Origin of the sequence: Candidatus Comchoanobacter bicostacola, from assembly GCF_024172705.1 — a bacterium.
GTDB lineage: Bacteria > Pseudomonadota > Gammaproteobacteria > Comchoanobacterales > Comchoanobacteraceae > Comchoanobacter > Comchoanobacter bicostacola.
Window position 1 is genome coordinate 195415 of the sequence record NZ_CP092900.1, and the last position, 19306, is coordinate 214720.

A 19306-nucleotide genomic window follows, 5' to 3' on the forward strand; every position below is an offset into this window, starting at 1 on the left:
CTCAAGTGGTACTACATGAAGATTTAAAAGGTGCTAACATCATGCTATGTGGTGTTGGTGGTGGTGGCGGTAACGCATTAACATCAATGTTACAAGAAGGAATACAAGGCGTTACGTTCATTGCTGCGAATACAGATGTCCAGGCTTTACGTCGTTTTGAAGAGTTGGATGAGAATATTAAGCTAATTCAATTGGGCGAAAAGCTAACAAAAGGTTTAGGCGCTGGCGCTGATCCTGAAGTAGGAAAGCAAGCTGCTTGTGAGGCCGTTGAGCCGATCCAATCAGCTATAGAAGGCGCTGATATGCTGTTCATTACAGCGGGTATGGGTGGAGGCACTGGAACAGGTGCGGCTCCTGAGATTGCACGTATTGCGACGGAAATGGGTATTTTAACTGTTGCAGTAGTAACTAAGCCATTCGTATTTGAAGGGGCAAAGCGAATGCAAATTGCAGAGCGAGGTATAGAGCAACTTGCACAGTATGTTGATTCATTAATCATTATCCCAAACAATAAGTTAATTTCAGTGCTGGGTAAAGATGTAACGCTGATGAGTGCATTTTTAACGGCTAACTCAGTTTTATTAGGCGCTGTGCAAGGCATCTCTAATTTGATTACACACTCAGGGTTAATTAATGTTGACTTTGCAGATGTGCGTACAGTGATGTCTGAAATGGGTATGGCTATGATGGGTACGGGTGTTGCTCATGGTGAGAATCGCGCTAAGCTCGCGGCTCAAGCAGCAGTAGCTTCACCATTACTTGAAGATTTAGATGTGTATGGGGCTAAAGGTGTATTGGTTAACATTACGGCAAGTTCCAGTATGAGTATTGGGGAGTTTGAAACAGTCGGTGCAACAATAGGGGAAGTAACTTCTGAACGCGCAAATGTGGTGATTGGTACTGTAATTGATGAGTCTATGAAAGAAGATCTGCGTGTGACTGTTGTCGTCACTGGCTTGGATCGAGGGCGCGAAGATGAAGAGCAGGAAGAAAAGTTGGACTTTCAGGCAATGAACTCAAGTCCTGCCTATGTGTCAGATACGCTTAGTAAGTCAGATCCGTCTCCTAAAGCAGAGCAGCGGAGACCTGAGTCTAGAAGAGATGATAAATATCTAGATATTCCTACATTTTTAAAACGGCATGAAGATGTGCGTTAATTAGGGGCGTACAATTGTTCGGTCACGGTGGTGAATAATTGTGGAAGGGGGTTGGTTGCCGATAACCCCTTCTAAAACAGGGAAGTTAAGCGTCTTTAGTTCTTCTGGTGTTTGAGCAGTGTGCTCTCCAGGTTTGTTGGCACTTGTAGACACAATGGGCGAATCAACGGCGATGAGTAGTTGGTTGAGTGGCTCATAATTAGGAACGCGAATCGCTATTTCATGTAATTCGTTACACAGATCTGAGGAGATGTGAGGCTGTGCTTGGAATACCCATGTGGTAGGTCGAGTTGTTTTCCTGGTTTCATCTGGGATGTTCTCAATGGTCCATTGCTGCGCTTCATCCCAGTCTTTGCATAAAATGATAAATCCAGTCTTTCTTGGTTTTAGGCTGAGTAGTTTAGCTACTGCTTCATTGTGATCAGCTCTACAACCAATTCCATATACTGTATCGGTAGGGTATATAATGAGTGCCCCTTTGTTTAGGAGTTCTACCGCCTTGTTTCGATTAATCAATATCATCCCCATCTTTGTGACCGCATTCTGGGCAAATAACTGTGGTCCCTGATTTGAGTGTTTTCTCAGTCATAATCGGCCATTTACATTTGGGGCATGATTTTTTGAGGGGTGGGTTCCAGATGGCATATTTGCACTTTGGATAGCCCATACAGCTATAAAATATTTTCCCACGTTTGGATTTACGTTTGATAATTTTGTTTTTGTTACACTTGGGGCAGTCTACATCAGTAATGTTTTCTGGTAGTGGTTCTATGTGCTTGCATTCAGGGTAGCTGCTGCAGCCATAAAAATCACCTGTTGGTCCGTGTTTTTTAACTAGGTCAGAGCTGCATTTAGGACATTTTTTATCAACAATTTCAGGCTCAGCTTGAGGTGTATCTTCAAGAGGGCGTGTATACCCACACTCAGGATAACCACTGCAACCAATGAATTTGCCATGTCGACCCAGTTTTAAGACAAGATTTTTATCACATTCAGGACATTTCTCGTCAAGCTGTTCATGGGCAACATCACTACGCTTTACGGTTTTACTAACACGCTCAACTGTTCCATGTAGATCAGTCCAAAAAGCTTGTAATAGCTGCTCTTTATTTCCGTCACCTCGAGAAATATCATCAAGCCCGTCTTCCATTTTGGCTGTAAATTGATAATCAATATAGTCGGTAAAATAGAGTGTAAGAAACTTATTAATAACATCAGCGATGTCTGTTGGAGCAAACTGTTTGTTTTCCATCTCTACATAGGCTCGTTTTTTTAATGTACTAATGATCGTTGCATAGGTAGAAGGACGCCCAATGCCTAGTTCTTCTAATGTTTTAACAATGCTTGCTTCTGTAAATCGTGCCGGGGGCTCAGTAAAATGTTGAGAGGGCGTAATCGCTGTGATGTTTAGCGTATCACCTTCTGATAGTCTCGGGAGAATGGTCTGTGTATGATCATGGTCAGCATAAGCATCTAAAAACCCTGGGAATTCAATGGTTGATCCAGAGGTTTTAAATAGGTACTCATCGACTTCAACAAAGTAAGTTGTGGTATTAATTTTTGCAGCAACCATTTGAGAAGAGACTGCTCTGGACCAGATGAGTTGATATAGCTTGAGTTGATCCGGAGAAAGAAACTGTTTGAGGTATTCAGGCGTTAGATTAGCATCAGAAGGTCTAATAGCTTCATGCGCTTCTTGTGCATTTTTTGTTTTGGTTTTGTATAAACGCGGCTCATCGGGTAAATGCTTAGGGCTAAAGTTTTGTGTGATCATCGTGCGTATGTCGCTAATAGCTTCTTTAGATAACGAGACGGAGTCTGTTCTCATATAGGTAATCAAACCCGTTTGAGTACCATCAATATTTACACCCTCATACAGCTCCTGAGCAACCTTCATTGTTTTAGCGGTTGGGAAGTTAATTCGAGTGGCAGCCTCTTGTTGCATGGTTGAGGTTGTAAAAGGGGGTTTTGGGTTTCTCTGCCTAGCTTTAGATTCAATGTTTGCTAGAATTGCACTTTTAGCGGCTAAAGCGCCAGATACAATTTTTTCTGCCTCTTCCTGATTTTGGATTGAAAATTTATCGAGTTTATTATCGCCAATTGCAGAGAGCGCCAATGCCATTTCGCTGGTTTTCGCTGTGACTTTCCAATATTCTTGTGACTCAAATGCGTTGCGCTCTTGTTCACGTCTTACAATGAGGCTAAGTGCGGGGCTTTGAACACGTCCAGCAGAGGTTCCTGGCTTAATGGTACGCCACATTAAGGGGGATATATTATACCCTAGTAGAAAGTCCATGGCTCTTCGTGTTTGTTGTGCATCAACTAAGTCCATGTTGATTGATTGTGGGTTGGCTATGGATTCTAGAATCGCCTTTTTAGTAATTTGATGGAATGTGCATCGATGTACTGTCAGGTGCTCATACTTCTTTTTACTTTTGAGGTGCTCACACACATGCCATGCGATAGCTTCACCCTCGCGATCTGGGTCAGTTGCTAAGATAAGCTGACTACATTTAGCTGCTGATTTGGTTATATTGTCGACATGCTTTTTGTTTTTGTCCACGACCTGGTAATGCATTTTAAAACCATGCTCCGTATCAATAGCATTGTTTTTTTTGATTAACTCATAGATGTGACCATAGGTTGCAAGAATAGTATAATCTTTTCCAAGAAATTTTTGAATAGTTTTGGCCTTAGTAGGTGACTCTACAATGACTAATTTGTGTTCGGACATAGTGCTTAAAGTATATAATCTGTATTTGTTATAGCATTATTATGGGGCCAGTCAAATAGTTTATATGCGCTCATAAATACAATAATCTCTAGAATACTGGATTTGATCGTCAACTGGCTTGTGTGTTTTTTGTATACAACGCCACTGACTCCACTCAATGCTAGGGAAGTAGCAATCACCCTTAAAACATTTATGTATATGCGTAATATAGAGTCTAGAGCTATAGGGTAAGAGGGCTTTATATACATGATGTCCGCCGATAACAAAAATGGGCATGCTGCTCTTAATGTTGTTGATTTGTTTTATGTGCTGGATGCAGTCAGGATCTTGTAAAGTTGTCGATAAAATGATGTTTTGTCGGTTAGGTAGTTTTCTTCCAATGCTCTCATACGTTTTTCTACCCATGAGGATAGGGTGGCCGTCTGTAGTATTTTTAAAATGTTTCAAGTCTTCTGGAAGGTGCCAGGGAAGTTTATTCTTATTGCCAATTAATTTGTTTTGATCGAAAGCAGTAATGATGTAGATTTCTTTAGACAGATAAGGCATTATTTCAGACATGAATGGTAGTTTATCATGATAACACTAGATAATGGAGTATGTAAATGGCGCTAAGGAATCAAGTGCGCAGTTATTGTTTGATGAGCCTGTGGCTTTTGGGGGAGTGTGCTTGGGCCTCTATGAATATGCCAGAGGGAGTAACGCCAATCAGTCATGATATATATCGTTTACACATGTGGATATTTTATATATGCGCCGTTGCGGGGGTAATCACATTTTCGGTGATTATCTATACACTGTTGAAACATAGGAAATCCAGAGGGGTAGAGCCTGCTAAATTTGAAAGCAATGTTTGGCTAGAGGTCGCCTGGACGGTAGTTCCATTAGTGATTCTAATTGGCATGGTATATCCTGCGGCAGTCGTGCTTCTTCGTATGGAAGATACGTCTAAATCATCGGTTTCAGTTTTGGTGACTGGCTTGCAGTGGAAGTGGCGCTATGATTATTTAGATGATGATATTTACTTTTATAGTAACTTATCCACTAGTGAAGACCAAATCGCTGGGCTTGAGCCAAAGGGCGTTAATTATCTGTTAGAGGTTGATAAGCCGGTTGTGGTTCCGATACATCAAAAGATTCGGTTTCTATTTACTTCTCAAGATGTCATACACTCATGGTGGCTGCCTGAGCTGGGTATAAAGGTTGATGCGATGCCGGGCTATATTTCTGAAGCGTGGGCATATATTGAAAAGCCTGGGATTTACAGGGGGCAGTGTACAGAGTTGTGTGGGATGAGACATGGGTATATGCCCATTGTTTTGGAGGCAAAAACACAAGAAGACTATGCTTTGTGGGTTAAAAATAAAGGCAAAGATGTATCTTTGCCTAAAGATGAGGCACTGATTGAAGCATCAAATGCACCTGTAGTTGGCGATGTAATTGATTTTGAGGATGTATCGACTGTTAAGCAAGCGGGAGAGGCTATTTATAAAGTGCATTGTGTCGCTTGTCATAAAGCAGATGGAAAGGGAATGCCACCTGTTTTCCCATCGTTTGTAGGTACCTCAATTGTAACTGGACCACCAGAAGAACAAATTAAAATATTGTTGTTAGGCGTGGCTGGAAAAGCCATGCAGTCTTATGCTGATCAATTATCCGATGAAGAAATAGCTGCTGTGATTACTTATGAGCGTAATGCTTGGGGAAATAACGATAAGGGTAAGTATGGTGAATATGCAGGAGGCATAGTGACACCAGAAATGGTCGCAGAAATGCGTGTTAAATTAGGGTTGAAGTAATGAAGAGTAGCACAGGTATTAGATATTGGATATCAACAACAAACCATAAAGATATTGGGTCACTTTATTTATGGTTTTCACTGCTGATGTTTTTTGCAGCAGGTGCAATGGCTTTGGTCATACGAATGGAGCTATCGAGTCCAGGTCGCGTATTGGTTGACCCCAATTTTTATAATCAAATGGTTACTTTGCATGGGTTGGTAATGATTTTTGGTGCTATTATGCCTGCACTAGCTGGGTTTGCAAATTGGCAGATACCATTGATGATTGGTGCGCCAGATATGGCATTCCCGCGTATGAATAACTTTAGTTTTTGGTTGCTTCCAGTAGGTTTTACACTAATGTTAGGTACGTTGTTTGTAGACGGGGGTGCTCCGAATTTTGGTTGGACGATGTATGCGCCGCTGTCTACAACCTATGGTCCTCCGAGTACAGACTATATGATTTTAGCCATTCATGTTCTAGGTGTTTCATCAATATTAGCGTCGATGAATATTATTGCTACTATTATTAACCTTAGGGCTCCTGGAATGAGTTATATGCGTATGCCAATTTTTGTGTGGAGCTGGTTTATCACTTCATTTTTGTTATTAGCGATTATGCCTATATTAGCAGGTACGGTGACGATGCTATTAACAGACCGACATTTTGGTACCAGTTTCTTTTCAGCTGCAGGAGGGGGAGATCCTCTGATGTTCCAGCATCTATTTTGGTTTTTTGGTCATCCAGAAGTATATGTATTGATTATGCCAGCATTTGGTATTATTTCTGAGGTGATACCTACCTTCAGTAGAAAGCCTTTGTTTGGCGCACGACTTATGATCTATGCAATTGCAGCAATAGCGGTATTATCATTTATCGTATGGGTTCATCATATGTTTGTAACAGGGGTAAGCGTTTGGGTTAAAATATTCTTTATGTTTACAACACTCCTAGTTGCTGTGCCTACTGCAATTAAGATATTCAATTGGACAGCAACCATGTATCGCGGCGCTATTACCTTTGAAGCCCCTATGTTATTTTCTGTTGGTTTTTTGTTTTTATTCACGTTTGGTGGTCTCTCAGGGCTTATGCTCGGGATAGTTCCTGCAGACTATCAGTATCAGGATACATACTTCGTCGTAGGGCATTTTCATTATGCAATTGTTACTGGGGTATATTATGCAATATTAGCAGGTGTTTATTATTGGCTTCCTAAATGGACAGGGCGTATGTATTCACAAACATTAGCTGCGTGGCATTTTTGGGTGAGTACAATTGCTGCAAACTTAACTTTTCTACCGATGCATTTTTTAGGTTTAGCAGGTATGCCTCGTAGAATTCCTGATTATGCTATTCATTTTGCTGACTTTAATGCAGTCGTCTCTGTTGGAGGATTTTTATTTGGGTTTGCACAATTAATTTTTGTATATTTGGTTGTTCAAAATGTATGGGGTAAAAAAGGATATGGGTCGGTGAGTGACCAGGTTTGGGAATGTGCAAAAGGATTAGAGTGGTTGTTACCATCCCCTGTGCCGCATCATTCACATGACGAACCTCCTCTTGTGACTAAGGCGTCTTATGAATGGGATTAGGGCACCGCTTAACTTGCATGTGTATGCATTATTTTGGACTGTGTCGGCACTATGCTCTGTTGTTCTATTAATTAAGCAGGTTATTTTTGCTCAAGTATTATTCTATTTTTTGCTTATTGTTGGAGGGGGTGGACTTGCTTATTGGTTCTATGATTTGCAAGCGCATGCAGATAATCGTTTGTTACGTTCAGCGCTGTGTTTAGGTGCTTTTGGTTTATCAATGTTGGTCTTTTCATATGTTATGGTGCCACTTTATCATATTTTATGCCATGGGGTCTCAGCAAGTAATGTGATGGCTGGTCAGTCAGCAGTGGCCACTGTTGATGTGTTAGCTAGGTCTTATCGTAATTTGCCAGTTAGGGTTTTTGTGGACAAAGATCAAATTTCATTGGCAAAGGGTGGTGCTGAGCAGTTTTGGGTGACTTTGAAAAATGACAGTACGTCTAGTCAGAATCTCAAGTTGTTGGTAGTCACACAGCCTCGTGAGTGGAGGAGCTCAATACATCTGGTGATGCCGGACTATATTAAGCTAGAGCCTAACCAGTTAATGAAGTTTCCATTGGAGGTGGTAACAAAATCTCCAGTGAGTTCTGATCGTCAGGTTTCAATGATGTTATTGCTTCAAGATACAAAGGATACAGGGCTGTTGGGTAAAACAGACTCGTGGAGGAAAATGGTTAGAGAATATCAAGGGTAATATTATTATGTCACATCAGCCAGCTACACCCCCAAGCTACTTGCCGATATTAGCTTCAGTGTCTATGTTAATATTTGCTATAGGTTCAGTGGGCTGGGTGCAAGGAAAGGGGTATGGCTTAGTAACTTTAATATTGGGTGTTTGTGCTCTGATTCTGGTTTGTGCGCAATGGTTTTATCGTGTTGTCATAGATGGTCAAACTTTTCTGGCTAACAATGCAGTGTTTGATCGTTCTCTTAGAATAGGGGTGATGTGGTTTATTTTTACAGAGCTGATGTTTTTTGTCGGCCTGTTTGGCGTTTTATTTTACATTAGGGTATGGGCATTGCCGGTCTTAAGCGGGCAAGTTGGATCTAAGTTGATGACTCATGTGTTACTGTGGCCCGATTTTATATCTAATTGGCCCTTGTTACAAACACCTGATCAATCGTTATCTCAGATTGAAGCAATTGAGCCGATGGGAATTCCACTTTTAAATACTTTGATTCTGTTATTGAGTGGCTTAACAATTACAATATCACATTTTATGGTGTTGAAAAGTCAGCTTAAAAAGTCAGCTTTATGGCTAGCAATTACCATTTTTCTGGGGGGGAGTTTTTTAGGGCTGCAACTATATGAGTATGTGCATGCAGTTTCAGGAGGTCTAAAGCTGGGTTCTGGGATCTATGGCAGCATTTTTTATTTGATGACAGGTTTTCATGGTTTGCATGTATTCATAGGAACCTTGGTTCTTATGGTAATGTGGTGTAGGATGTTCCTAGGACATTTTTCAGCAAAAGAACATTTTGGTTTTGAGGCAGCTATTTGGTATTGGCATTTTGTGGATGTTGTCTGGTTAATGTTGTTTGTATTTGTATATTGGATATAAAAAAGGATTTAATATGGAAGATTTTGATATTGTTTCAAAGGTAGAGTCTCAGTATGGTATTGTAGATAACCCATTTGGTGCAGAGGTCGAAGCGTTTGAGCCAGAAGACTCAGAAATAAAAAAAGCCTTGGAGCGCCAGGGGCGCTGGGATTTGTTGGTTCTTTATATACATTATACGTATAACCGACAAAATGACAGTTGGCGTTTGACATCGACAGATCATTTTGCAGCCAATGTGAGTGCAATGTTTGAAAATGCGTCGACGGTAATTCCAACTGGCTATTCTAGGGTGTGTCAATTAGTTGCTGCTTTATCTGAAACTGATCCTGGTGTTTTATCCGAAATCACGTGGCCTACTGATCCAGATTTAAAGAGGCCGTTGAACGATTCTGCAGAAAAACATCCTGATCTATATCAATATTTAGATCAGAGGGAGTCAGATGCAGATTTAAGTGACGTAGAGTCAGAGGATGGCAGTGAGTGTTTGGATGCGCCTAGAATAGATAGTTTTGACGCTGTAGAAACAGTAGAAGAAGCTGTTAAGTTAGTGGATCAGTTGAATAGTGGAAGCCAGCAGCTACTCCCTGATCATTGTTTGGCGATAGCTAAGATTTTGGATCGAGAAGTAGTAGATGGTAGGGAGCTAAGTTCCTGTGAAATGATCTTGGTTCGTAGTGTTCTGGGGAGTGATAAAGCAAAGTATCTTGGAGAAGTTCTGGATCGATTTCTTGCTAATAAAGGCCTGTGTAGATATTTAATTAATTATTACGATCAATATGCTCTAGAAAACAAAGTTGATGTTTCGATTATGAATGCAGCTCGTGTTCAAAGTGGCCAGGTAGAATTAGAAGAGTCGCCAAGTCAACTGAGGGGTAGGTTTGAAGAATATAACTATTTATTTACAAGGTTGCAGGAAGCGGCTTTTAAGCATGGGTACACAGATTTAGTCGTGTCTAACTTTTTTGTACTGTTAGCTTTGGAGAAAAATTGTTTGCTCCCTGTTAAGCCGAGTGTTGAGGGGGTTGCTCAAATTTTTTCAGACGTTCACTCTGTTTGTAAAACTACGGTGGAGCGCATTTTTGCTAATATCGTTAGGTGTGGGAAGACTGGGCATTATGCGGTGCTGGCTCGAGCAATGCGTGACTATGACGGTATGTTGGATGCGTTGGGTTTGCTTTCGCTCAAGAATATTGGTTATAGAGCAGAGCTAGATAAAGGTGGTGCTTTGGCAAAATCACACAATAAGCTAGTTAATAGAGTTGGCTTGGTCGGCATAAATTATTTGATTAGTAGTATTACAGTAATATTAGCTTTGGTGGTTTCATTTTTTGTCAATGCAGCGTTGCCAGTTTTGGGTGTCATCGCTTTTGGTGTTTGGAAAAGTAATGCGGTATTTGCTGAAGAGTTAGAGAAGGATTGGGGTGTAGGGCATCAGGGTTCTGCAACAGCTGATTTCGATGCGGGTGCTAGGCATCTAATCCAAAGACCTTGGGGTTAAATTATAAGGAAGAAACATATGTCTAAGCATTTTTTTATGGAAGTTCATTGCTCTGGTTGTATCAGCTCTGCGAAAAAAGTGTTATCAAGTTTAGGGTTGGTTTATGTGAACGATGGTGTTGCTTTTGAAATAATGTCTGATAATAAAGACATAAGGAAGGAGCTCGAAGATCGGATTAATCCTGCCAGTATTACGCCAGTAAAAAGAGAGAAGAAAAAAACATTAAATCAAAGTGCGCGGATAATGCTTGCGGTATTGGTTGTAACAGGTTTGTTCTGGTTGACTCAGTGGTTTTTTATGGTGCCTATGGTTGTTGAAACCGGGGTGTACTTATCGTTATTAGGCTTATTGCTACATAAGGAGTTGTTAAATAGCTCTAAGCAAACGCTTATAATATGCGCTTCAGTTGTTTCATTATTGGGTGTAACTTTGTTTTTTTCATTTCCTCCAATGATGTTGGTCTCGTTTTGTGTGCCGTTCTTGGTTGGGGTCAGTAGTCTATTTTTACTGCAGGATGCTACACACTTTTCTATGAGTGGGAGCAAGCTGGCATTGTGCTTCTCGTTATTAGCGTCTGTATGCGCTCTTTTTGCATATGTATGGAGCCCATTGGTTTGGTTAGCTGTAATTCCTATAATGGGTTACATTGTATTAAATTCAAATAAGGTAGTAAGTTGTGATTGGTCATTAATGATGGTGGTCTTGGTTTCATCGCTTTGTGCTATTTTAACAACGGTTTTTCATTTGCCGATGGTTGTTTGTTTGCATGATACTTTTTTAGCGGCTTTTTTGATTAAGCTGAAAAGTTTAGGTTGGCGTAAAAAAGGCAAGCGGGCAAAACTTGAGTATATTGCTCAAGGTGAGATGCTTGGTGATGACTTTATTATTTATAAATCCTCGGAAGACTTATTAATTGATTTGTCTAAAACAGATTTATCTGTTGTAAAAGCTTTAATCCTAAAAAATGATGTAGAGGTGACACATGAGGCGCGATATAAAATCTCTGACTTGAGGGCTGATACTAAGCAGACCTTGCCCAAAGATGCTGTTATCCACCAAGGGTGGGTTATTGGTGTAAGGCAGAAAAGTTCACTGTTAGAGAATCAGTCAAATAAGTTTATGAATCAGATGGACCAGCAAATTTCTAGATTGGTTCCTTGGGGGATAGGCTTATCATCTTCAGTGGGCCTTCTCAGCCTTGCGCTGCAGTATGGAGTCACTTATTCAATTGGTTTGAGCTTAACTACGCTGTTGGCATGTTGCCCGTGTATATTCTTAATGGTTTATGTATTTGAGCGTACATTTGAAAACATTATGGGTAAGGTGAATCTACCTGTAAAAGTAAATTTAAAGAATCGTTGTTTGGATGCGCTCAGGTACCAATGGTCTTCTAAAGGCAAGTGGAGCCATGTCACTGATCGAACAGGGGTAACTCATGGCCCAATAAGGGGAAGTACATACGAAGCAGATCAGCCGTATGAATTTTATCCTGAGGCCAAGTCATGGTTTACTCAAGTAGTTAAGAGGGGGGAGTCAGTTACAGGGTTGTCAGCTAGTGGAGAGTTTCAGGGTCCATATAAAGATGACATGAAAACAATTGGGGCTGATGCATATGCTGATATTAACTATGCAAATCCAGCAGAAAAGGCGAAACAGTTTGATCTGATTCGAAGTCAGTCTGGTAAGGAGCAGAGCGTTGCGTACTATGGTGATGGTGCTAATGATGCCGATATATTTAATAGAGATAATGTATTGCCAATAGCAGTTGGTTGTAGTGTGGGGCAGCTTAACCCTGTTGCGTGGATTAAAGATTTTACACGCTTTAATCGTATATTGCCTATGTTGATAGAGGCGCAGCGCTATGTAAGCAAAATTATTAATCAGGGTATTATTTATAATATGGTAGCTATGTTAGCGCCTATATTAACAAGGGTAGTAATAGGGGTAACACTTCCAATGTGGTTTTCGTGCGCGACAATGTTGATATATATGGGAGGACTTTATATAGCAATTAACCTAAAGGTCAATAAAATGGTAGAAAGTAGCGACTTAATACATAATAAGGTTCGTGCTGCTACTAGCCCCGGTTTCAAAGGGTTCTTGCAAAGATCTGGACTGGATTTTTCAAGGTAAAAATGTTTTTTATAAAAAAAAGTGAAAAAGGTGTTGACTCAGATAAACTGGCGTGTATAATCCATTTAACTTTAAATAGTTTTTGTTCTTTGAAAAGTAATAGCAATACAATTTGTGTGAGCGCAGTCAATTAAATGATGTCAGGAATGACGTAAGTCAAAACATAGTAGCTTAGGCTACAAAACCTTTAATAACGAAGAGTATGATCCTGGCTCAGATTGAACGCTTGCGGCATGCTTAACACATGCAAGTCGAACGGCAGCATGCTTTTCTTTCGGGAAAAGTGATGGCGAGTGGCGGACGGGTGAGTAATGCGTAGGAATCTACCCTGAAGAGGGGAATAACCTAGGGAAACTTAGGGTAATACCGCATAATCTTTTCGAAGCAAAGCTGGGGACCTTCGGGCCTGGCGCTTCAGGATGAGCCTACGTCAGATTAGCTTGTTGGTGGGGTAATGGCCTACCAAGGCAACGATCTGTAGCTGGTCTGAGAGGACGATCAGCCACACTGGGACTGAGACACGGCCCAGACTCCTACGGGAGGCAGCAGTGGGGAATATTGGACAATGGGCGAAAGCCTGATCCAGCAATGCCGCGTGTGCGATGAAGGCTTTCGGGTCGTAAAGCACTTTCAGTTGGGAAGATGGCTTATTAGTTAATAGCTGATAAGTTGACGTTACCATCAAAAGAAGCACCGGCTAACTCTGTGCCAGCAGCCGCGGTAATACAGAGGGTGCGAGCGTTAATCGGAATTACTGGGCGTAAAGAGCACGTAGGTTGGTATTTAAGTCAGTTGTGAAAGTCTCGAGCTCAACTTGAGGACTGCATCTGAAACTGAATGCCTAGAGTTTGGTAGAGGGAAGTGGAATTTCCGAAGTAGCGGTGAAATGCATAGATATCGGAAGGAACACCAGTGGCGAAGGCGGCTTCCTGGACCAATACTGACACTGAGGTGCGAAAGCGTGGGGAGCGAACAGGATTAGATACCCTGGTAGTCCACGCCGTAAACGATGAGAACTAGGTGTTGGGAATTATCTCAGTGCCGAAGCTAACGCGTTAAGTTCTCCGCCTGGGGAGTACGACCGCAAGGTTGAAACTTAAAGGAATTGACGGGGGCCCGCACAAGCGGTGGAGCATGTGGTTTAATTCGATGCAACGCGAAAAACCTTACCTACCCTTGACATACTCGGAACCTGCTAGTGATAGTGGGGTGCCTTCGGGAACCGAGATACAGGTGTTGCATGGCTGTCGTCAGCTCGTGTCGTGAGATGTTGGGTTAAGTCCCGTAACGAGCGCAACCCTCGTCCTTAGTTGCCAGCACGTAATGGTGGGGACTCTAAGGAGACTGCCGGTGATAAATCGGAGGAAGGTGGGGATGAGGTCAAGTCATCATGGCCCTTATGGGTAGGGCTACACACGTGCTACAATGGGCAGTACAAAGGGAAGCGAAGTCGTGAGGCTAAGCAAATCCCAAAAAGCTGCTCCCAGTCCGGATTGGAGTCTGCAACTCGACTCCATGAAGTAGGAATCGCTAGTAATCGCGAATCAGCATGTCGCGGTGAATACGTTCCCGGGCCTTGTACACACTGCCCGTCAAACCATGGGAGTGTGTTGTACCAGAAGCAGGTAGACTAACCTTCGGGAGGTCGCTTACCACGGTATGATTCATGACTAGGGTTAAGTCGTAACAAGGTAGCCGTAGGGGAACCTGCGGCTGGATCACCTCCTTACGAATTTTGCATCATAGGCAGCGCTCACTCAAATTGTATTGTATCCAGAATGTTGGGCTTGTAGCTCAGGTGGTTAGAGCGCATCCCTGATAAGGATGAGGTCGGTGGTTCGAGTCCACCCAAGCCCACCAGACAGGGGGGCATAGCTCAGCTGGTAGAGCGGCTGCCTTGCACGCAGCAGGTCGGCGGTTCGACTCCGCCTGTCTCCACATTTTGGTTTGTTCTTTAACAATTTGATGATAGTCTGATAAAATCAATCATTTTTATGAATGATTGGGTACACTTGTTATTTATGTAACAGTAATTAAGTAATTAAGTGCATATGACGGATGCCTAGGCAATAGGAGGCGATGAAGGACGTGTAAGTCTGCGATAAGCTTCGGGGAGCTGACAAAAAGCTTTGATCCGGAGATTTCCGAATGGGGAAACCCACCTTGCTTGCAAGGTATCATATTCTGAATACATAGGAATATGAAGCGAACCAGGGGAACTGAAACATCTAAGTACCCTGAGGAAAAGAAATCAACCGAGATTCTGTTAGTAGCGGCGAGCGAAAGCGGAACAGCCCTGCAACCATCAAATCAGTATCGTTAGAAAAATAGTCTGGAAAGGCTGACCGTAGAGGGTGATAGTCCCGTATTCGAAAACCATGCTGATGGGGTTGCGATGAGTAGGTCGGAACACGAGAAATTCTGACTGAACATGGGGGGACCATCCTCCAAGGCTAAATACTACCTATTGACCGATAGTGAACTAGTACCGTGAGGGAAAGGTGAAAAGAACCCCTGTTAGGGGAGTGAAATAGAATCTGAAATCATATGCATACAAGCAGTGGGAGCACGATTTAGACGTGTGACTGCGTACCTTTTGTATAATGGGTCAGCGACTTATTTGTACTGGCAAGCTTAACTTTGTCAGGTAGGCGTAGAGAAATCGAGTCTTAATAGGGCGCCTAGTCAGTACATTTAGACCCGAAACCGGGCGATCTATCCATGGCCAGGGTGAAAATTAGGTAACACTAATCGGAGGCCCGAACCCGTAGATGTTGAAAAATCTTGGGATGAGCTGTGGATAGGAGTGAAAGGCTAATCAAGCCCGGAGATAGCTGGTTCTCCCCGAAAACTATTTAGGTAGTGCCTCGTATTTTAATTCTCAGGGGTAGAGCACTGTTTCGGCTAGGGGGTAGTAAATACTTACCAAACCGATGCAAACTCCGAATACTGAGTTGTACAATACGGGAGACACACTATGGGTGATAAGGTCCATAGTGGAGAGGGAAACAGCCCAGATCACCAGCTAAGGTCCCTAAATCATAGTTAAGTGGAAAACGTGGTGGAAAGGCATAGACAGCCAGGAGGTTGGCTTGGAAGCAGCCACCCTTTAAAGAAAGCGTAATAGCTCACTGGTCAAGTCTTTCTGCGCGGAAGATGTAACGGGGCTTAAACTATGTACCGAAGCTGTGAAGTTAGTTTTTACTAACTGGTAGGGGAGCGTTCTGTAAGCCGTTGAAGGTGAATCGTGAGGTTTGCTGGAGGTATCAGAAGTGAGAATGCTGACATGAGTAACGATAATATGAGTGAAAAACTTATACGCCGAAAGTCTAAGGTTTCCTTGCGCAACGTTAATCGACGCAGGGTTAGTCGGCCCCTAAGGCGAGGCAGAAATGCGTAGTCGATGGGAAACAGGTTAATATTCCTGTACTTTGCAATATTGCGATGGGAGGACGGAGAAGGTTAGACCAGCCGAGTGATGGTTATCTCGGTTTAAGCATGTAGGAGTGAAGCTTTGGAAAATCCGGGCTTCTTTAACTCTGAGGTGTTATGACGATCACATCAAGCTTGCTTGTTGTGAGAAGTGGTTCATACCATGCTTCCAAGAAAAGTCCCTAAGCTTCAGATATTGTGGAACCGTACCGCAAACCGACACAGGTAGACAGGTAGAGAATACCAAGGCGCTTGAGAGAACTCTGGTGAAGGAACTCGGCAAAATGACACCGTAACTTCGGGAGAAGGTGTGCCGTTGGTTGTGAACGAACTTGCTTCAGGAGCGACTGACGGTTGCAATGAAATGGTGGCTGAGACTGTTTAGCAAAAACATAGCACTCTGCAAACACGAAAGTGGACGTATAGGGTGTGACGCCTGCCCAATGCCGGAAGGTTAAATGATGAGGTTAGCGTAAGCGAAGCTTTTGATTGAAGCCCCGGTGAATGGCGGCCGTAAATTTAACGGTCCTAAGGTAGCGAAATTCCTTGTCGGGTAAGTTCCGACCTGCACGAATGGCGTAACGATGGCCACACTGTCTCCACCAGAGACTCAGTGAAATTGAAATTGCTGTTAAGATGCAGTGTACCCGCGGCAAGACGGATAGACCCCGTGCACCTTTACTATAGCTTTATACTGAATTTTGGTTGTATATGTGCAGAATAGGTGGGAGGCTTTGATGTAATCACGCCAGTGATTGCGGAGCCATCTTTGAGATACCACTCTTGTACAGCTGAAGTTCTAACCTAGGTCCGTTATCCGGATCAGGGACAGTGTATGGTGGGTAGTTTGACTGGGGCGGTCTCCTCCTAAAAGGTAACGGAGGAGCGCAATGGTACCCTCAGCGCGGTCAGAAATCGCGCATTGAGTGTAAAGATAGATGGGTGCTTGACTGTGAGACTGACAAGTCGAGCAGGTACGAAAGTAGGCCTTAGTGATCCGGTGGTTCTGTATGGAAGGGCCATCGCTCAACGAATAAAAGGTACGCCGGGGATAACAGGCTGATACCGCCCAAGAGTTCACATCGACGGCGGTGTTTGGCACCTCGATGTCGGCTCATCACATCCTGGGGCCGTAGTTGGTCCCAAGGGTATGGCTGTTCGCCATTTAAAGTGGTACGTGAGCTGGGTTCAGAACGTCGTGAGACAGTTCGGTCCCTATCTGCCGTGGGCGTTGGAAATTTGAAGGTAGCTGCTCCTAGTACGCAAGGACCGGAGTGGACGTACCGCTGGTGTACCGGTTGTCATACCAATGGCATCGCCGGGTAGCTAAGTACGGACGGGATAACCGCTGAAAGCATATAAGCGGGAAGCCTCACCTAAGATAAGATTTCCCTCTGGTCTTCGGACCAGACTTAAGGTTTGTTGTAGATGACAACGTTGATAGGCTGGGTGTGGAAGTGCAGTAATGCATGAAGCTAACCAGTACTAATTAACCGTGTGGCTTAATTACTTAACATAAATCAATAATCAGACTATCGTCAAATTGCTAAGGTTGTCTGGCGACTATAGTGAGTGTGACCCACCTGATTCCATCTCGAACTCAGAAGTGAAACCGCTTCACGCCGATGATAGTGCTTTGCGCGAAAGTAGGTCATCGCCAGACTTTGTTTTTTTACCCGTCTTTATGGCGGGTTTTTTTTTGGGGAAAAATTATGCCTACAAGTAACATTGAAGCTTTAAGAGAGAATTTCTACATAGCTGTAAAAGATAATAATATTCATGAGGTTGGTAGAATGCTATCTGTTGACCCAACGTTAGCGCTATCTAAAGTAGAGTGTGATGACTTCCCTAATGAAACTGTTTTAGAGCTTAATCTGTTACAGCTGGCTATTAATTAGGATATAATGGTATTGCTGAGAAAATGATTGCGACTCATCCTGAGTTAGTGCATGAGACAGATAAAATTATTAGCACAGCTTGTTTAATCTCTCACGATGAATACAGGCGTGACAGTGATCAGCACTTTCTTCGAAATAAAAATAATCATTTTTATGTTAAGCAGGATTATAGAAGATGTATTAAAACTAACCCTGTGGATCCAATGACTAGAGAGAAACTAGTACAAAAGGAAGTAAATTCAGAGAGTATGCCTCCTTTCTTTTCTTCATGGCATTATGCTATTCAGGCAGGGATGAATGAGATATTCACGTTTGCTAAGTCAAGAGTTAGTGATTTTGCGACTCTACTACTCTTTTCTTTACATTGTGAAAATTTTGCTGCATTAGAGCAGTTAATACCTTTATTTGACTCGTCTCTCAGCGACCATGAAAAAGCAATTCAGCGTGCTGTATTTATATGTGTTGAAAAGAATCTGCATACTATTCTGGCTAAACTTTTACCCTATTATTCAAAATATATTAAACGACGTAGCGTAAATTTTGATGAAACAATACTAGATATAGCGATAAGGAAACAGAGCTATAGAAGTGTTCCGGTACTATTAGCAAACGGTGCTAGATAGGCAATTGTTGCGCTTTATTTCTACTCAGCCTCTATGGAAGGCATGTAAAGAAAATGACCTTGATACACTTGATGCATTACTAAGTACCCAACATTATAATTTTCATGAATGTTTGCCTGTTGTTAGAGGTCAATTCCTCGATGCTATCAAAGTAGTATTAATTAGAGGCTATATCTCCTGTCTTGAGTTATTCTTAAAGCATGGTGTTGATGTTGATCTACCGATCATGCCTTGTGGCTCTACTGCATTATTTGTAGCGGCAGCTAATGGTCGTGTTGACTGTATGGAGCTACTGATACGAAATAATGCGAATATTAACTTTACCAATAAGTATCATGAAACACCCTTATTTGCTGCATGCGAAAGTGGGCAGCCAAAGAGTGTTCAGTTTTTAATTGATAAAGGACTAGATGTAAATAAGCAATCTACTTTAATACGTGAAGAGATTAGACTTACTTCACCCCCACAAAAAAAAATATACAAGTATGAAAGATAGAACACCTTTAATACTGGCTATTATTAGTAAGAGTGATGGAAGTTTAGAGTGTGTAAATATTCTTCTAAGCGCTGGTGCAGATGTAAGTATATGTAACGCTGAGGGAAACTCTGCATATCAATTAGCTGTTAACTGTGGCCGGGCTAATAATCCAGCTTGGGAAGAGGTGTTAACTATTCTAGAAAAACCGACTTTGGCACAAGAGGGTCAAGAAGATAAGCGTGTTTTACGTCCATAAATGCACCCCTGATTGTTTTCGTGAATGCGCCAATATAGTCATTAGCTTGTTTGTGTGGAGTTAATTTAATTGGCTAAAGAGGTAGTTTTGGAATGTTGATTTTTGTGTCTCGTGTATCATTAAGATACATATAATCAACATCATATACCAATGGGTAAAGCA

14 protein-coding genes, 2 tRNA genes and 3 rRNA genes are annotated in these 19306 nt (G+C 42.2%); 16 read left to right on the forward strand and 3 right to left on the reverse strand.

Translation table 11 applies throughout. The features are described 5' to 3' along the window. Window positions 1–41 precede the first annotated feature (41 nt). Window positions 42–1157 carry a cell division protein FtsZ gene (gene ftsZ / locus MMH89_RS00945; protein WP_425491983.1) on the forward strand — a complete coding sequence of 372 codons (1116 nt, stop codon included), beginning with the start codon at window positions 42–44 and terminating at the stop codon, window positions 1155–1157. Here ftsZ and MMH89_RS00950 read toward each other — a convergent pair whose 3' ends face one another. Genes MMH89_RS00950 through MMH89_RS00960 form a run of 3 tightly spaced genes read right to left on the reverse strand, consistent with a single transcriptional unit; the run spans window position 1158 to window position 4449 of the window. Beyond that, complete coding sequence (locus MMH89_RS00950; protein ID WP_258568515.1) at window positions 1158–1685, reverse strand: L-threonylcarbamoyladenylate synthase; 528 nt, start codon at window positions 1683–1685, stop codon at window positions 1158–1160. Further along, the gene (gene topA / locus MMH89_RS00955) at window positions 1666–3891 is read right to left on the reverse strand and encodes a type I DNA topoisomerase (RefSeq protein ID WP_258568516.1); all 2226 of its coding nucleotides are present in this window, start codon (window positions 3889–3891) and stop codon (window positions 1666–1668) included. The genes MMH89_RS00950 and topA overlap by 20 nt, the downstream gene beginning before the upstream one ends. A gap of 60 nt (window positions 3892–3951) precedes the next feature. Further along, window positions 3952–4449: a dihydrofolate reductase gene (locus tag MMH89_RS00960; RefSeq protein WP_258568517.1), complete on the reverse strand. Its 498-nt coding sequence runs from the start codon at window positions 4447–4449 to the stop codon at window positions 3952–3954. Window positions 4450–4529: 80 nt separating this feature from the next. On the opposite strand from MMH89_RS00960, the gene coxB reads away from it, so the two are divergent. From coxB to MMH89_RS01040, 15 genes are all read left to right on the forward strand, one after another. Next, window positions 4530–5687 (forward strand): cytochrome c oxidase subunit II, encoded by a 1158-nt coding sequence (gene coxB, locus MMH89_RS00970; RefSeq protein WP_425491984.1) that lies wholly within the window; start codon window positions 4530–4532, stop codon window positions 5685–5687. Next, window positions 5687–7261, forward strand: coding sequence for a cytochrome c oxidase subunit I (gene ctaD, locus MMH89_RS00975; RefSeq protein ID WP_258568520.1), 1575 nt, complete (start codon window positions 5687–5689; stop codon window positions 7259–7261). The genes coxB and ctaD overlap by 1 nt, the downstream gene beginning before the upstream one ends. After that, window positions 7248–7958 carry a hypothetical protein gene (locus MMH89_RS00980; RefSeq protein ID WP_258568521.1) on the forward strand — a complete coding sequence of 237 codons (711 nt, stop codon included), beginning with the start codon at window positions 7248–7250 and terminating at the stop codon, window positions 7956–7958. Before ctaD ends, MMH89_RS00980 begins: the two co-directional genes overlap by 14 nt. 7 nt (window positions 7959–7965) lie before the next feature. After that, window positions 7966–8826: a cytochrome c oxidase subunit 3 gene (locus MMH89_RS00985; protein ID WP_258568522.1), complete on the forward strand. Its 861-nt coding sequence runs from the start codon at window positions 7966–7968 to the stop codon at window positions 8824–8826. A gap of 13 nt (window positions 8827–8839) precedes the next feature. Continuing rightward, window positions 8840–10324 carry a hypothetical protein gene (locus tag MMH89_RS00990; protein ID WP_258568523.1) on the forward strand — a complete coding sequence of 495 codons (1485 nt, stop codon included), beginning with the start codon at window positions 8840–8842 and terminating at the stop codon, window positions 10322–10324. 18 nt (window positions 10325–10342) lie between these two features. Beyond that, entirely contained in the window at window positions 10343–12457 is a 2115-nt protein-coding gene (locus tag MMH89_RS00995; RefSeq protein ID WP_258568524.1) for a hypothetical protein, read from the forward strand. Window positions 12458–12647: 190 nt separating this feature from the next. Continuing rightward, window positions 12648–14186 (forward strand): 16S ribosomal RNA (locus tag MMH89_RS01000). A 54-nt stretch (window positions 14187–14240) separates the two neighbouring features. Further along, window positions 14241–14317 (forward strand) — tRNA-Ile (locus MMH89_RS01005). 5 nt (window positions 14318–14322) lie between these two features. Next, window positions 14323–14395: transfer RNA gene (locus MMH89_RS01010), tRNA-Ala, on the forward strand. 93 nt (window positions 14396–14488) lie between these two features. Beyond that, a 23S ribosomal RNA gene (locus MMH89_RS01015) occupies window positions 14489–17399 on the forward strand. A gap of 45 nt (window positions 17400–17444) precedes the next feature. Continuing rightward, window positions 17445–17552 (forward strand): 5S ribosomal RNA (gene rrf / locus MMH89_RS01020). Together the 16S, 23S and 5S rRNA genes with 2 tRNA genes alongside form the textbook arrangement of a ribosomal RNA operon. A gap of 49 nt (window positions 17553–17601) precedes the next feature. Continuing rightward, the gene (locus tag MMH89_RS01025; RefSeq protein ID WP_258568525.1) at window positions 17602–17787 is read left to right on the forward strand and encodes a hypothetical protein; all 186 of its coding nucleotides are present in this window, start codon (window positions 17602–17604) and stop codon (window positions 17785–17787) included. 23 nt (window positions 17788–17810) lie between these two features. Beyond that, a complete protein-coding gene (locus MMH89_RS01030) occupies window positions 17811–18410 on the forward strand; it encodes a hypothetical protein (protein WP_258568526.1) in 600 nt (199 codons plus the stop codon). Continuing rightward, window positions 18400–18906 (forward strand): ankyrin repeat domain-containing protein, encoded by a 507-nt coding sequence (locus MMH89_RS01035; protein WP_258568527.1) that lies wholly within the window; start codon window positions 18400–18402, stop codon window positions 18904–18906. Before MMH89_RS01030 ends, MMH89_RS01035 begins: the two co-directional genes overlap by 11 nt. Further along, a complete protein-coding gene (locus MMH89_RS01040; RefSeq protein WP_258568528.1) occupies window positions 18896–19144 on the forward strand; it encodes an ankyrin repeat domain-containing protein in 249 nt (82 codons plus the stop codon). Before MMH89_RS01035 ends, MMH89_RS01040 begins: the two co-directional genes overlap by 11 nt. Window positions 19145–19306: the final 162 nt, after the last annotated feature.

Coding starts and splice junctions, on each gene's coding strand:
- ftsZ (WP_425491983.1), top strand. CDS start 42: ATGCTATGTGGTGTTGGTGGTGGTGGCGGTAACGCATTAACATCAATG.
- MMH89_RS00950 (WP_258568515.1), bottom strand. CDS start 1,685: ATGGGGATGATATTGATTAATCGAAACAAGGCGGTAGAACTCCTAAAC.
- topA (WP_258568516.1), bottom strand. CDS start 3,891: ATGTCCGAACACAAATTAGTCATTGTAGAGTCACCTACTAAGGCCAAA.
- MMH89_RS00960 (WP_258568517.1), bottom strand. CDS start 4,449: ATGTCTGAAATAATGCCTTATCTGTCTAAAGAAATCTACATCATTACT.
- coxB (WP_425491984.1), top strand. CDS start 4,530: ATGAGCCTGTGGCTTTTGGGGGAGTGTGCTTGGGCCTCTATGAATATG.
- ctaD (WP_258568520.1), top strand. CDS start 5,687: ATGAAGAGTAGCACAGGTATTAGATATTGGATATCAACAACAAACCAT.
- MMH89_RS00980 (WP_258568521.1), top strand. CDS start 7,248: ATGAATGGGATTAGGGCACCGCTTAACTTGCATGTGTATGCATTATTT.
- MMH89_RS00985 (WP_258568522.1), top strand. CDS start 7,966: ATGTCACATCAGCCAGCTACACCCCCAAGCTACTTGCCGATATTAGCT.
- MMH89_RS00990 (WP_258568523.1), top strand. CDS start 8,840: ATGGAAGATTTTGATATTGTTTCAAAGGTAGAGTCTCAGTATGGTATT.
- MMH89_RS00995 (WP_258568524.1), top strand. CDS start 10,343: ATGTCTAAGCATTTTTTTATGGAAGTTCATTGCTCTGGTTGTATCAGC.
- MMH89_RS01025 (WP_258568525.1), top strand. CDS start 17,602: ATGCCTACAAGTAACATTGAAGCTTTAAGAGAGAATTTCTACATAGCT.
- MMH89_RS01030 (WP_258568526.1), top strand. CDS start 17,811: ATGATTGCGACTCATCCTGAGTTAGTGCATGAGACAGATAAAATTATT.
- MMH89_RS01040 (WP_258568528.1), top strand. CDS start 18,896: ATGAAAGATAGAACACCTTTAATACTGGCTATTATTAGTAAGAGTGAT.